Raw genomic sequence first — 14,354 nt, 5'->3', positions numbered from 1 at the left:
GAATTCGTGCTGAACGACGGGTCAGCGGGCGGCGAGGCTGGAGCGGCGCACCACCAGCTCGGGCTGGAGCACCACCCGGCGGTGGGCGTGGGACCGGTCGGGGGCCGCCGGCTCGGTCTCCTCCAGCAGCAGTTCGGCGGCCATGGCGCCCATGGTCACGGCGGGCTGGCGCACGGAGGTGAGCGGGACGGCGGCGGCGGCGGCGAACTCGATGTCGTCGTAGCCGACGATCGCGAGGTCGTCCGGGACGCTGACACCGGCGGCGTACAGGGCCTGGAGGACGCCGAGGGCGAGCAGGTCGTTGGCGCAGAAGACGGCGGTGGGCCGGTCGGCGAGGCCGAGCAGGCGGGCCCCGGCGTCCCGGCCGGCGGCGACGTCGAGCCGCTCGGTGGGCAGCTCGCGCAGGGCGTCGGGACCGAGGCCGGCCTCGGCTAGGGCGGCCAGGGCGCCGGTGCGGCGGTCGCGGACCTGATGGAGGCCGGGCGGTCCGCTGACGTACGCGAGGGAGCGGTGCCCGGCGTCCACCAGATGACGTACCGCGAGTGCCCCGCCCGCCACGTCGTCCACCGAGACCGAGCACTCGGTGGTGCCCTCGGCGACCCGGTCGACCAGTACGAAGGGGATGTTGTGGCGCCGGAACCCCTCGATGTTGCGGCCGGTGGCGTCGGCGGGGGTCAGCAGGACGCCCCGCACCCGCTGCTCGGCGAAGAGCGAGAGGTACTCGGCCTCCTCCCCGGGGCTCTGGGCGCTGTTGCAGACCATCACGCCGAGCCCGGCCTCGCGCGCGGCCCGCTCGGCGCCGCGCGCGACGTCGACGAAGAAGGGGTTGCCCATGTCGAGGACGAGCAGCCCCATGATCCGGCTGCGGCCGGCACGCAGCTGGCGCGCGGACTCGCTGCGCACATAGCCGAGCCGGTCGATCGCCGACAGCACGCGCGCCCGGGTCTCGGTCGCGACGGTGTCGGGGCGGTTGATGACGTTGGAGACCGTGCCCACGGATACTCCGGCGGCGCGGGCGACGTCCTTGATACCCACGGAATGGGCCATCGGGCAGGGACCTCCAGGGTCGGGCGGGGGGAACGCACCCAGGGACGCGGGCGGCCGGATGACCTTCACATTACCCGCGCCGTCCCGGGAAGACCGCCGCCGTGCCCGCCGCCGTGCCGAGGGGGCGGCTGCCGTCCCGGGAGGGGTGTCAGGCGAGGTGGAACACCTCGGTGAGCGGTTTCATCGCCTCGTCGGGGCGGTCGCCGTCGAGGGACTCGAAGAGGGGGCCCATCTCGGCCTGCCAGCGGGCGTTGACCTCGGTCGCCTCCATGCCCGCCCGGGCGGCGTCGAAGTCCTCGGTCTCCAGGTAGCCGACGAGCAGGCCGTCGTCGCGCAGGAAGAGCGAGTAGTTGTGCCAGCCGGTGGCCGTCAGTGCCTCGCACATCTCCGGCCACACCGCCGCGTGGCGTTCGCGGTACTCCGCGATCCGGTCCGGTCGGACCTTGAGCAGGAAACAGACGCGTTGCACGGAGTACCGCCTTCCTGGGGGAACGTGTGGGCCGGGCGTGGGCGGGGACGCGGGCGCGGGCGTCAGAAGTCGTACCGGTCGATGTTCTCGGCGTCGAAGACGGTCGGCTCGCCGAGGTCGATCACGCCGTCCTCGCCGATCGTGTACTCGCCCATGGCGCCGGCCTCGAAGGTCTCGCCCTCCTTGCCGGTGATCTGTCCGGAGGCCAGGGCGACGGCGGTGCGCGCGGCGAGTTCGCCGAGCTTGGCCGGATCCCAGAGCTCGAACGCCTCGACGGTGCCGTTCTTGACGTACTTGCGCATGTCGTTGGGGGTGCCGAGGCCGGTCAGCTTGACCTTGCCCTTGTACTTGGAGCCCGACAGGTACTGGGCGGCGGCCTTGATGCCGACGGTGGTCGGGGAGATGATCCCCTTCAGGCCGGGGTGCTCCTGGAGCAGGCCCTGGGTCTGCTGGAAGGACTTCTGGGCGTCGTCGTCCCCGTAGGCGACCTCGACCAGCTCGATGTCCTTGTACTTCGGATCCTTCAGCTCGTCCTTCATGATCTCGATCCAGGCGTTCTGGTTCGTCGCGGTCTGCGCGGCGGAGAGGATCGCGATCTCGCCCTTGTTGCCGATCTGCTCGGCGAGCAGGCGCACCTGGGTGCGGCCGAGGGCGTCGGCGGACGCCTGGGAGACGAAGGCGTTGCGGCACTCGGGGTTGGTGTCGGAGTCGTAGGTGACGACCTTGATCCCGCTCTTCATGGCCTGCTTGAGCGCGGTGCACAGCGCGCCCGGGTCCTGTGCGGAGACGGCCATGGCGTCGACCTGCTGCTGGGTGAGCGTGTTGACGTAGGAGACCTGGCCGGCGGTGTCGGTGCCGCTGGAGGGGCCGACCTCCTTGTAGTCGGAGCCGAGTTCCTTCAGGGCCTTCTCGCCGCCCTTGTCGGCGACGGTGAAGTACGGGTTGTTGACCTGCTTGGGCAGGAAGCCGACGGTCAGGCCCTTCTTGGTGGGGGCGTCCGGGTCGGCCTTGCCGGCGGTGGCGGCGGCCGCGTCCTCGTTCTCGACGTCCTCCTTGGTGGTGCCGCCGCAGGCGGTGGCGGCCAGGGCGAGGGAGGTGACGGCGGCGAGGGCCGCGCAGGTGCGGCTCAGGGACTGCTTGCGCATGGCGGGTTCCTTACGAGGGTGGGCGGTGCCGGTCACGGGGTGGGCGCGGGTGTCCCGGGCGGGGGCGCCGAGGCCGCCCTGCGTCCGGCCCGCGCGAGGGAGAGCTGCCGTGCGAGGCGGGGGCCGAGCACGGAGAGCACGAGCAGGACGCCGGTGACGACGATCTGCGACTGGGCGGAGACGTCCTTCAGGCTCATCACGTTCTGGAGGGTCCCGAGCAGGAAGACCCCGGCGATCGCGCCGCCGAGCGTGCCCTTGCCGCCGTCGAAGTCGATGCCGCCCAGCAGCACGGCGGCGACGACGGAGAGTTCCAGGCCGGTGGCGTTGTCGTAGCGGGCGCTGGCGTAGTGCAGGGCCCAGAAGACGCCGGTGAGGGCGGACATCAGTCCGGTGAGGGTGAACAGGATCAGCTTCTGCCGCTTGACCCGGATACCGGCGAACCGGGCCGCCTCCTCGCCGGCGCCGATGGCGAACAGCGACCGGCCGAACGGCATGGCGTGCAGCGCGACCACGGCGACGACGAGCAGCACGAGGAACGGCAGGAAGGCGTACGGGACGAAGGTGCCGTCGATGCGTCCGGCCGCGAAGTCCAGGTACGCGGAGGGGAAGTCGGTCACCGCGTCGGAGCCGAGCACGATCTGCGCGATGCCCCGGTAGGCCGCCAGGGTGCCGATGGTGACGGCGAGGGAGGGCAGGCCGAGCCGGGTGACGAGCAGCCCGTTGACCAGGCCGCACACCACGCCGAGCAGCAGACAGATCGGGATGATCGTCTCGATCGCCATGCCCTGGTTCCACAGGGCGCCCATCACCGCTCCGGACAGGCCGGCGGTGGAGGCGACCGACAGATCGATCTCGCCGGAGACGACCAGCAGGGTCATCGGCAGGGCGATGAGCGCGATGGGCAGGGTGTTGCCGATGAGGAAGGACAGGTTGAGGGCGTTGCCGAAACCGTCGACGAAGCCGAAGGAGAGCAGCAGGACGACGAGGAGGAGGGCGCCCACGGCCCCGTCCCACCTCGGCGAGGCGGACCGGCGGACGGCGCGCATCAGGGAGCGGTCAGCCATGGCGGGCGTTCCTCTTCTTCAGGGCGTCGGCCACCCGGAGCGCGACGATCCGGTCGACGGCGATGGCGAGGATGAGCAGGATGCCGTTGATGGCCAGCACCCACACGGAGCTGACCCCGAGGGCGGGCAGCACGCTGTTGATCGAGGTGAGCAGGAGCGCGCCGAGCGCGGCGCCGTAGACGCTGCCGGAGCCGCCGGTGAAGACGACGCCGCCGACCACGACCGCGCTGACGACGGTCAGTTCGTAGCCGTTGCCGGTGCCGGAGTCGACGTTGCCGAACCGGGCCAGGTAGAGGGCGCCGGCGAGTCCGGCGAGGGCGCCGCAGAAGGTGTACGCGGTAAGGATGCGCTTGCGGACCGGGATGCCGGCGAGCCGGGCCGCCTCCGGGTTGGAGCCGAGGGCGTACAGCTCGCGCCCGCTGCCGAAGTGCTTCAGGTAGTACGCGGTGGTGACGAGCACCGCGAGGGCGATCAGGGCCAGATACGGCACGGCGGAGATCCCGCCGGAGCCGAAGTCGACGAAGCCGCCGGGCAGGTCGGCCGCGGTGATCTGGCGGGAACCGACCCAGATCGAGTCGATGCCGCGGATGATGTACAGGGTGCCGAGCGTGACCACCAGGGCGGGCACCTGGCCGAGGCTGACCAGCAGACCGTTGAGCAGGCCGAAGCCGACGCCCATCAGGACGGCGAGGAGCACGGCCACGGCGGAGTCGCCGCCGCCCTGGAGGTAGGTGCCGGCGGCGAAGGCGCTGATGCCGAGGGTGGAGCCGACGGACAGGTCGACGTTGCGGGTGATGACGACCAGGGACTGGCCGGTGGCGACCAGGACCAGGATGGTCGCGTTGAGCAGCAGGTCCTTGATGCCCTGCTCGGACAGGAACGCGCTGTTGCCGGCCTGGGTGACGGCGATCATCACCAGGAAGACCAGCAGGATGGCCAGTTCGCGCATCTTGAAGACGCGGTCGACGAGCCGGGTGGCGCCGGCCTTCGGCACATCGGTGACGGGGGCCTGGTCGGGTGCGGTGACCGTCATGCGGCGGCCCTCCCGGTGACGTACGGGGGCGTGGGGGCGTCGGTCATGCGGCGGCCCTCCCCGTGGCTGCGGCCATCACGGTCTCCTCGGTGGCGTCGGTGCGGTCGATCTCCGCGGTCAGCCGGCCCTCGTGCATCACCAGGACGCGGTCGGCCATGCCGAGGACCTCGGGCAGGTCGGAGGAGATCATCAGGACGGCCACGCCGTCGGCGGCCAGTTCGCTCAGCAGCCGGTGCACCTCGGCCTTGGTGCCGACGTCGATGCCGCGGGTCGGCTCGTCGACGATCAGCACCTTGGGGCCGGTGGCCAGCCACTTGGCGAGGACGACCTTCTGCTGGTTGCCTCCGGAGAGGGTGGAGACGGCGTCGGCGATGCGGGCGTACTTGACCTGGAGCCTGACGGCCCAGTCGAGGGAGCGGCTGCGCTCGGCGCCCCGGTCCATCAGTCCGGCCCTGACGGTCTTGCGCAGCCCGGTGAGGCCGATGTTGCGCTCGATGGACATGTCCATCACCAGGCCCTGGGCGCGTCGGTCCTCGGGGACCAGGGCGAGGCCCGCGGCCATCGCGGTGGACGGGGCGCCGTTGACCAGGGGCTTGCCGTCGACGGTGACCTCGCCGGCGTCCCAGCGGTCCACGCCGAAGATCGCGCGGGCGACCTCGGTGCGGCCGGCGCCGACCAGTCCGGCCAGGCCCACGATCTCCCCGCGCCGCACCTCGAAGGAGACGTCGGTGAAGACGCCCTCCCGGGTCAGCCGGCGCACGCTGAGGGCGACCTCGCCGGGGCTGACCTCCTGCTTGGGGTACAGCTCGTCGAGGTCGCGGCCGACCATGCGGCGGACCAGGTCGTCCTCGGTCATGCCGGCCAGCGGCTCACTGGCGATCCGGCCGCCGTCGCGCAGGGTGGTGACGCGCGTGCAGATCCGGAAGATCTCCTCCAGGCGGTGCGAGATGAAGAGCACGGCGGCGCCCTGCTCGCGCAGGGTGCGCACGACGCCGAAGAGCCGGGCCACCTCGCTGCCGGTGAGGGCGGCGGTCGGCTCGTCCATGATCAGGACACGGGCGTCGAAGGAGAGGGCCTTGGCGATCTCGACGATCTGCTGGTCCGCGATGGACAGGCCGCGCGCCGGGCGGTCGGGGTCGAGTGCCACGCCGAGGCGCCGCATGAGCGCGGCCGTGGCGTCGCGGGTCGCCCGGTGGTCGATACGGCCGAGGGCACGCCGGGGCCGGCGGCCCATGAAGATGTTCTCGGCGATCGACAGGTCGGGGAAGAGGGTCGGCTCCTGGTAGATCACGGCGATGCCGGCGGCGCGGGCGTCGCCGGGGCCGTGGAAGACGACCGGCGCGCCGTCGAGCAGCACCTGGCCGGCGTCCGGCCGGTGGACTCCGGCGAGCGTCTTGATGAGGGTCGACTTGCCGGCGCCGTTCTCACCGGCGAGGGCGTGCACCTCACCGGGGAAGAGCTCCAGGGAGACGTCCCGCAGCGCGCGGACCGCGCCGAAGGACTTGGAGACGTCCCTGAGCGCCAGAACCGGGGCCGTACCCGTGTCGGACGGGTGGGTCATGGGGGCTCCTCGACGACGCCGGGCGGGACGGCCCTCACGGCGCCGTGAAAGGTTTCAACTGGGTTGCCGGGACGTTAGGCAGGCAGCGCATGTCGCGTCAATGGGTCCGGGTCGAAAAACTTTCGATAATCGAAGGTCACGGCGGGGTCACGGAAAGCCGGGCCGAGCAGAAGGGTTGACACCCCTTCGGGCGCCTCATAGCTTCACGTTCTGAATCGTTTCACACATGGTCGTGCGCAGAGTCGGTCTCGGGACCGGGCCGCGACCCGATGCCACAGGAGCGCCGAAGTGACCGAGCTCGCCGCGGTGAAGGCCGCGCTCAAGACCCAGGCAGTCGAGACGCCGTCGTGGGCGTACGGGAACTCGGGCACCCGGTTCAAGGTGTTCGCCCAGGCGGGCGTGCCGCGCGACCCGTTCGAGAAGCTGGACGACGCGGCGAAGGTGCACGAGTTCACCGGCGTGGCCCCGACCGTCGCCCTGCACATCCCGTGGGACAAGGTCGAGGACTACGCGGCGCTGGCGGAGCACGCGAAGGCGCGGGGCGTGCGGATCGGCGCGATCAACTCCAACACCTTCCAGGACGACGACTACCGGCTGGGCAGCATCTGCCACCCCGACGCGGCGGTGCGCGAGAAGGCCGTCGGTCACCTGCTGGAGTGCGTCGACATCATGGACGCCACCGGCTCGCGGGACCTGAAGCTCTGGTTCGCCGACGGCACCAACTACCCCGGGCAGGACGACGTGCGCTCCCGGCAGGACCGGCTGGCCGAAGGGCTGGCCGAGGTGTACGAGCGGCTCGGCGAGGGGCAGCGGATGCTGCTGGAGTACAAGCTGTTCGAGCCGGCGTTCTACACCACGGACGTGCCGGACTGGGGCACGGCGTACGCCCACTGTCTGAAGCTGGGCGACAAGGCGCAGGTCGTCGTCGACACCGGGCACCACGCGCCGGGCACCAACATCGAGTTCATCGTGGCGACGCTGCTGCGGGAGGGGAAGCTCGGCGGGTTCGACTTCAACTCGCGGTTCTACGCGGACGACGACCTGATGGTGGGCGCGGCCGACCCGTTCCAGCTGTTCCGGATCATGTACGAGGTGGTGCGCGGGGGCGGGTTCACCTCCGACGTGGCGTTCATGCTGGACCAGTGCCACAACATCGAGGCGAAGATCCCGGCGATCATCCGGTCGGTGATGAACGTGCAGGAGGCGACGGCGAAGGCGTTGCTGGTGGACGCGGAGGCGCTGTCGGCCGCGCAGGCGTCGGGGGACGTGCTCGGCGCCAACGCCGTGCTGATGGACGCCTACGCCTCGGACGTGCGGCCGCTCCTTCGTGAGGTGCGCCAGGAGATGGGGCTGGCCCCGGATCCCCTGGCGGCGTACCGCGAGTGCGGGTGGGCGGAGAAGGTCGTCGCCGAGCGGGTCGGTGGGCAGCAGGCCGGGTGGGGGGCGTAGGCGTCCGCCGGGTTTCCGTCGTTCCTCGGCTGCGGGCCGGTTGTGGCCGGTCGCGCAGTTCCCCGCGCCCCTGAAGGCGCTACACCACCCCTCGATCGAAAGAGCACCGTCATGGCATCTCACCCTGAAGCCTCCGCCCTCCTCGCCCGCTCCCACCGGCTCGGCTCCGATCCCCGGAACACCAACTACGCCGGCGGCAACGCCTCCGCCAAGGGCACCGCCACCGATCCCGTCACCGGGGGTGACGTGGAGCTGATGTGGGTCAAGGGGTCCGGCGGTGATCTCGGGACGCTCACCGAGGCGGGGCTCGCCGTGCTGCGGCTGGACCGGATGCGGGCGCTCAAGGACGTCTACCCGGGTGTCGAGCGCGAGGACGAGATGGTCGCCGCCTTCGACTACTGCCTGCACGGCAAGGGCGGTGCCGCGCCCTCCATCGACACCGCGATGCACGGGCTCGTGGAGGCCGCGCACGTGGACCACCTCCACCCCGACTCGGGGATCGCGCTGGCCTGCGCGGCGGACGGCGAGAAGCTGACCGCCGAGTGCTTCGGGGACACCGTGGTGTGGGTGCCGTGGCGGCGGCCCGGTTTCCAGCTGGGGCTGGACATCGCGGCGGTGAAGGAGGCCAACCCGCGGGCGATCGGGTGTGTGCTCGGCGGGCACGGCATCACCGCCTGGGGCGACACCTCCGAGGAGTGCGAGCGCAACTCGCTGCACATCATCCGCACCGCGGAGGCGTTCCTCGCCGAGCGCGGGAAGGCCGAGCCGTTCGGCCCGGTGGTCGCCGGGTACGAGGCGCTGCCGGAGGACGAGCGGCGGGAGCGGGCGGCGGCGCTGGCGCCGTATGTGCGCGGGCTCGCCTCGAAGGACCGGCCGCAGGTGGGGCACTTCACCGACGCGGACGTGGTGCTGGACTTCCTCGCCCGGGCCGAGCACCCCCGGCTCGCCGCGCTCGGCACCTCCTGCCCCGACCACTTCCTGCGCACCAAGGTGCGGCCCCTGGTCCTCGACCTGCCGCCCTCCGCGCCGCTGGACGAGACCGTCGCCCGGCTCAAGGAGCTGCACGCCGCCTACCGCGAGGAGTACGCCGCCTACTACCGGCGGCACGCCGAGCCGGACTCCCCCGCGATGCGCGGTGCCGACCCGGCGATCGTGCTGGTGCCGGGCGTCGGCATGTTCAGCTTCGGCAAGGACAAGCAGACCGCCCGGGTGGCCGGCGAGTTCTACGTCAACGCGATCAACGTGATGCGCGGGGCGGAGGCGGTGTCGACGTACGCGCCGATCGAGGAGTCGGAGAAGTTCCGGATCGAGTACTGGGCGCTGGAGGAGGCCAAGCTGCGGCGGATGCCGAGGCCCAAGGCGCTCGCCACGCGCGTCGCGCTCGTCACGGGCGCGGGCAGCGGGATCGGGAAGGCGATCGCGGGGCGGCTGGTCGCCGAGGGCGCGTGTGTGGTGGTCGCCGACCTGAACGCCGAGAACGCGGCGCGGGTGGCCGAGGAGCTGGGCGGTGCGGACAAGGCCGTCGCGGTGACCGTGGACGTCACGTCCGAGGAGCAGATCGTCGAGGCGTTCCGGACGGCCGTGCTCGCCTTCGGAGGGGTCGACCTGGTGGTCAACAACGCGGGCATCTCCGTCTCCAAGCCGCTGCTGGAGACCTCCGCCCGGGACTGGGACCTCCAGCACGACATCATGGCCCGCGGTTCCTTCCTCGTCTCGCGCGAGGCGGCCCGGGTGATGACGGCGCAGGAGATGGGCGGCGACATCGTCTACATCGCTTCGAAGAACGCGGTCTTCGCGGGCCCCAACAACATCGCCTACTCCGCCACCAAGGCCGACCAGGCCCACCAGGTGCGCCTGCTCGCCGCCGAGCTGGGCGAGCACGGCATCCGGGTCAACGGGGTCAACCCGGACGGCGTGGTGCGCGGTTCGGGCATCTTCGCGGGCGGCTGGGGCGCCCGGCGGGCGGCCGTGTACGGGGTGCCGGAGGAGAAGCTGGGCGAGTTCTACGCGCAGCGGACGCTGCTGAAGCGCGAGGTGCTGCCCGAGCACGTCGCCAACGCCGTCTTCGCGCTGACCGGCGGCGACCTGACCCACACCACCGGCCTGCACGTCCCGGTCGACGCCGGCGTCGCCGCCGCGTTCCTGCGATGAGCACCGCCATGGGCCTCAAGTCGTACGCCGCGGTCGACCTCGGCGCGTCCAGCGGGCGCGTCATGGTCGGCCGCGTGGACCCCGACCGGCTGGAGCTGACCGAGGCGCACCGCTTCCCCAACCGGCCGGTCCGTACGCCGGAGGGGCTGCGGTGGGACGTCCTGGCGCTGTACGCCGGTGTGCTGGACGGGCTGCGGGCGGCGGGGCAGGTCGACTCCGTCGGGGTCGACAGCTGGGCCGTCGACCACGGCCTCCTGGACGCCGACGGCGCGCTGCTCGGCAACCCGGTCCACTACCGCGACGCCCGCACCGAGGGCGTGGCGCGGAAGGTGTGGGCGACGCTGCCCCCCGAGGAGCTGTACGCGGCGACCGGGTTGCAGTACGCGCCCTTCAACACGCTGTACCAGCTCGTCGCCGCGAGCGGCACCGCCCAGTTCGCCCAGGCCCGGCGGCTGCTGCTGATCCCGGACCTGCTGACGTACTGGCTGACCGGCGAGCAGGGCACGGAGCTGACCAACGCCTCCACCACCCAGCTGATCGATCCGCGCACCCGCGACTGGTCGTACGAGGTGGCGGACCGGCTCGGGATCGACCTGGCCCTCTTCGCGCCGCTGCGGCGACCGGGCGATCCGGCGGGCGTGTTGACGCCCCGCGTGCTGGAGGAGACGGGGCTGGCCGGTCCCGTGCGGGTGACGGCGGTCGGGTCGCACGACACCGCCTCCGCGGTGGCCGCCGTGCCGGCCTCGGGCGAGCGCTTCGCGTACATCTGCACCGGCACCTGGTCGTTGGCCGGCCTGGAGCTGACCGCTCCGGTGCTGACGGAGGAGAGCCGCGCCGCCAACTTCACCAACGAGCTGGGGCTGGACGGCACGGTCCGGTACCTGCGCAACATCATGGGGCTGTGGCTGCTCCAGGAGTGCGTACGGGCCTGGGGCGAGCCGGATCTGGGCGGGCTGCTGCTCGCGGCGGCGCGGGTGCCGGCGCTGCGGTCGGTGGTGGACGCGGGGGACGCGGCGTTCCTCGCGCCGGGGCGGATGCCGGAGCGGATCGCCGAGGCGTGCCGCGCCTCCGGGCAGCCGGTGCCCGCCTCGCCCGCCGAGGTGACCCGCTGCATCCTGGACTCGCTGGCGCTGGCCCACCGCAGGGCCGTCGAGGACGCCCAGCGCCTCGCCGGGCACCCGGTGGACGTCGTGCACGTGGTCGGCGGCGGCACCCGCAACGCGCTGCTGTGCCAGCTGACCGCCGACGCCTGCGGGCTGCCGGTGGTGGCGGGGCCGACGGAGGCCGCCGCGCTCGGCAACGTCCTGGTGCAGGCCCGCGCCCACGGGCTGGTCGGCGACCTCGCGCAGATGCGCCGTCTGCTGGTGCGCACCCAGTCGCTGACCCGGTACGAGCCCCGGGGCGGCACGGAGCGCTGGCGGGCGGCCGAGGCCCGACTCGCCGACCGGTGAAGGGGGTCTCCCCCGGTCCCGGCGTGCCGACTACCCTGCGATTCATCCGATGATCAACAAGTTCCGCCGATCACAAGGAGCCGCGATGCGTGTCGCCCTGTTCCTGACCTGCGTCAACGACACGCTCTATCCGGACACCGGCCGCGCCGTCGTCAAGCTGCTGACCAGACTGGGTGTCGAGGTCGACTTCCCGTCGGGCCAGACCTGCTGCGGCCAGGCGCACTACAACACCGGTTACCGGCACGAGGCGGAGCCGCTGGCCCGGCACTTCGCGGAGGTCTTCGCGGAGTACGACGCGGTCGTCACGCCCTCGGGCTCGTGCGGGGCGATGGTGCGGGAGCTGTATCCGCGGATGGGCGAGCGGGCGCGGGCCGAGGGGCGCGGGGACACGCTCGCGGCCACGCTGGCGCCGGTGGTGCCGAAGACGTACGAGCTGACCGAGTTCCTGGTGGACGTGCTGGGGGTGACGGACGTGGGGGCGTACTACCCGCACACCGTGACGTACCACCCGACCTGCCACGGGCTGCGGAGCCTGGGTCTCGGCGACCGGCCCCGGCGGCTGCTGGAGGCGGTGAAGGGGCTGGAACTGCTCGAGTTGCCGGGCGCCGAGGAGTGCTGCGGCTTCGGCGGCACCTTCGCCGTGAAGAACGCGGACGTGTCGGCGGCGATGGGCGCGGACAAGGTGCGCAACGCGGAGTCGACCGGCGCGGAGGTGCTCTGCGCCGCCGACAACTCCTGTCTGATGCACATCGGCGGCACCATGACGCGGCTGCGCACCGGCATGCGGCCGGTGCACATCGCGGAGATCCTGGCGAGCACCGAGGAGGCGGTCACCGTATGAGCGGCACGTTCGTGGGGATGCCGGCCTTCCCCGAGGCCGCACGCACGGCGGTGCGCAACCCGACCCTGCGCGGCAACCTGCGCCACGCCACGCACACCATCCGGGACAAGCGGGCCCGCGCGGTCGCGGAACTGGACGACTGGGCGGCGCTGCGCGAGGCCGGCCGGCGCATCAAGGACCACACCCTGCGCCACCTCGACCGGTATCTGGTCCAGGTGGAGGAGGCGGTCACCGCGGCCGGCGGGACCGTGCACTGGGCCGCCGACGCCGAGGAGGCCAACGCGATCGTCGCCCGGCTGGTCAAGGAGACCGGTGAGCGGGAGGTCGTCAAGGTCAAGTCGATGGCGACGCAGGAGATCGGTCTCAACGAGGCCCTGGAGGCGGAGGGCATCCACGCCTACGAGACGGATCTCGCCGAGCTGATCGTGCAGTTGGGCAAGGACCGGCCGTCGCACATCCTGGTCCCGGCGATCCACCGCAACCGGGGTGAGATCCGGGACATCTTCCGTTCCGAGATGGGCGAGTGGGGCCGGCCGGCACCGGAGGGCCTGACCGACACACCGGCCGAACTCGCGGAGGCGGCGCGGCTGCACCTGCGGGAGAAGTTCCTGCGGGCGAAGGTCGGCATCTCCGGCGCCAACTTCGTGGTGGCCGAGACCGGAACGCTGGTGGTCGTGGAGTCCGAGGGCAACGGCCGGATGTGCCTGACCCTGCCCGAGACGCTGATCTCCGTCGTCGGCATCGAGAAGGTCGTGCCGAGGTGGCAGGACCTGGAGGTGTTCCTCCAGACCCTCCCCCGCTCCTCGACGGCCGAGCGCATGAATCCGTACACGTCCATGTGGACCGGCACCACCGACGAGGACGGCCCCGGCACCTTCCACCTGGTCCTGCTGGACAACGGCCGCACCGACACCCTCGCCGACGAGGTCGGCCGCCAGGCGCTGCGCTGCATCCGCTGCTCGGCCTGCCTCAACGTCTGCCCGGTGTACGAGCGGGCCGGCGGCCACGCCTACGGCTCGGTGTATCCGGGCCCGATCGGCGCGATCCTCAGCCCTCAACTGCGGGGCACGGGCAGCGAGATCGACGCATCCCTGCCGTACGCGTCGTCGCTGTGCGGCGCCTGCTACGAGGTGTGCCCGGTGGCCATCGACATCCCCGAGGTCTTGGTGCACCTGCGGGAGCGGGTGGTGCAGGGCGGCCCGGCCGTCCGGCGGGGCAACAGGGTGGTGCTGAGGCCGGCGAAAGGACACGCCGCCGAACGGGCGGCGATGCGGGCGGCGCAGTGGGCGTTCACCCACCCGGGCGCGCTGCGGGCCGGACAGCGGCTGGCGTCGCGGACCCGGCGTTTCCACCCCCGTACGCTCCCCGGACCGGGCCGGGCGTGGAGCGGCACGCGGGATCTCCCCGAGGTGCCTGCGGAGCCGTTCCGCGACTGGTGGCAGCGTACGCGCGGCGGGAAGGACGGGGCGAAGTGAGCAGCAGGGAACGCGTTCTGGGCCGGGTGCGGCGCGCCCTCGCGGACGTGCCGCCCGACGAGGAACCGATCGCGCGGGACTATCTGCGCGAGCACGGGCGGCGGAGCACCGAGGAGACGGTCGAGCTGCTCGCCGAGAACCTGGCGGACTACCGGGCGATCGTGCACCGGTGCACGGACGGGCAGTTGCCCGAGCTGCTGAAGCGGCTCCTGACGGCGCGCGGCTCGGGGAGCGTGGTGGTCCCGCCGGCGCTGCCCGCGTACTGGCTCGAAGGGGTCGACGCGACCCGGGTCCAGGACCGCGCGGCGATCACCCCGCGGGAACTGGACCGGGTCGACAGCGTGGTCACGGGCTGCGCCGTCGCCGTCGCCGAGACCGGGACGATCGTCCTGGACGGCTCCCCCGACCAGGGCCGCCGCCGCATCACCCTCGTCCCGGACCACCACGTCTGCGTCGTACGGGTGCCGGACCAGGTGGTCTCCTCCGTCCCCCAGGCCCTCGCACGGCTCGACCCGACGCGCCCGTCGACCTGGATCTCCGGCCCGTCGGCGACCAGCGACATCGAGCTGGACCGGGTCGAGGGGGTGCACGGTCCGCGCACCCTGGAGGTGGTGCTGGTGGAGGGGTGAGGGTGTCGCTGGGTACACCTCCCGATACGGGTTCTGCGC

12 protein-coding genes are annotated in these 14,354 nt (G+C 72.3%); 6 read left to right on the top strand and 6 right to left on the bottom strand.

What is annotated here, in order from left to right; translation table 11 throughout:
- Positions 1-21 precede the first annotated feature (21 nt).
- From ACFZP7_RS30670 to ACFZP7_RS30645, 6 genes are all read right to left on the bottom strand, one after another.
- The gene (locus ACFZP7_RS30670) at positions 22-1,047 is read right to left on the bottom strand and encodes a LacI family DNA-binding transcriptional regulator (RefSeq protein ID WP_385637167.1); all 1,026 of its coding nucleotides are present in this window, start codon (positions 1,045-1,047) and stop codon (positions 22-24) included.
- 148 nt (positions 1,048-1,195) lie between these two features.
- Positions 1,196-1,516, bottom strand: coding sequence for an L-rhamnose mutarotase (locus ACFZP7_RS30665; RefSeq protein ID WP_019327688.1), 321 nt, complete (start codon positions 1,514-1,516; stop codon positions 1,196-1,198).
- A gap of 62 nt (positions 1,517-1,578) precedes the next feature.
- A complete protein-coding gene (rhaS, locus tag ACFZP7_RS30660) occupies positions 1,579-2,661 on the bottom strand; it encodes a rhamnose ABC transporter substrate-binding protein (protein WP_385637164.1) in 1,083 nt (360 codons plus the stop codon).
- Between the two features lie 32 nt (positions 2,662-2,693).
- Positions 2,694-3,725: an ABC transporter permease gene (locus ACFZP7_RS30655; protein ID WP_030975666.1), complete on the bottom strand. Its 1,032-nt coding sequence runs from the start codon at positions 3,723-3,725 to the stop codon at positions 2,694-2,696.
- Positions 3,718-4,758: an ABC transporter permease gene (locus ACFZP7_RS30650; protein ID WP_385637161.1), complete on the bottom strand. Its 1,041-nt coding sequence runs from the start codon at positions 4,756-4,758 to the stop codon at positions 3,718-3,720. Before ACFZP7_RS30650 ends, ACFZP7_RS30655 begins: the two co-directional genes overlap by 8 nt.
- Before the next feature lie 43 nt (positions 4,759-4,801).
- A complete protein-coding gene (locus ACFZP7_RS30645) occupies positions 4,802-6,319 on the bottom strand; it encodes a sugar ABC transporter ATP-binding protein (RefSeq protein ID WP_019327684.1) in 1,518 nt (505 codons plus the stop codon).
- Positions 6,320-6,607: 288 nt separating this feature from the next.
- Here ACFZP7_RS30645 and rhaI point away from each other — a divergent pair, with 288 nt between their 5' ends.
- The 6 genes from rhaI (at position 6,608) to ACFZP7_RS30615 (ending at position 14,315) form a co-directional block, all read left to right on the top strand.
- On the top strand, positions 6,608-7,768 hold the full coding sequence (gene rhaI / locus ACFZP7_RS30640; protein ID WP_031015943.1) for an L-rhamnose isomerase: 1,161 nt from the start codon (positions 6,608-6,610) through the stop codon (positions 7,766-7,768).
- 111 nt (positions 7,769-7,879) lie between these two features.
- Positions 7,880-9,919, top strand: coding sequence for a bifunctional aldolase/short-chain dehydrogenase (locus ACFZP7_RS30635; RefSeq protein WP_125536670.1), 2,040 nt, complete (start codon positions 7,880-7,882; stop codon positions 9,917-9,919).
- Entirely contained in the window at positions 9,916-11,370 is a 1,455-nt protein-coding gene (locus ACFZP7_RS30630; RefSeq protein WP_210902271.1) for a rhamnulokinase family protein, read from the top strand. Before ACFZP7_RS30635 ends, ACFZP7_RS30630 begins: the two co-directional genes overlap by 4 nt.
- 85 nt (positions 11,371-11,455) lie before the next feature.
- On the top strand, positions 11,456-12,211 hold the full coding sequence (locus ACFZP7_RS30625) for a (Fe-S)-binding protein (protein ID WP_030975654.1): 756 nt from the start codon (positions 11,456-11,458) through the stop codon (positions 12,209-12,211).
- Positions 12,208-13,686, top strand: a complete 1,479-nt coding sequence (locus ACFZP7_RS30620) for a lactate utilization protein B (protein ID WP_137961976.1) — start codon at positions 12,208-12,210, stop codon at positions 13,684-13,686. Before ACFZP7_RS30625 ends, ACFZP7_RS30620 begins: the two co-directional genes overlap by 4 nt.
- Positions 13,683-14,315, top strand: coding sequence for an LUD domain-containing protein (locus ACFZP7_RS30615; protein ID WP_210902270.1), 633 nt, complete (start codon positions 13,683-13,685; stop codon positions 14,313-14,315). Before ACFZP7_RS30620 ends, ACFZP7_RS30615 begins: the two co-directional genes overlap by 4 nt.
- Positions 14,316-14,354: the final 39 nt, after the last annotated feature.

Source organism: Streptomyces sp. SudanB5_2050, assembly GCF_964272335.1.
Taxonomy (GTDB): Bacteria; Actinomycetota; Actinomycetes; order Streptomycetales; family Streptomycetaceae; genus Streptomyces; species Streptomyces rochei.
This window is presented reverse-complemented; position numbering and strand designations above follow the sequence as displayed.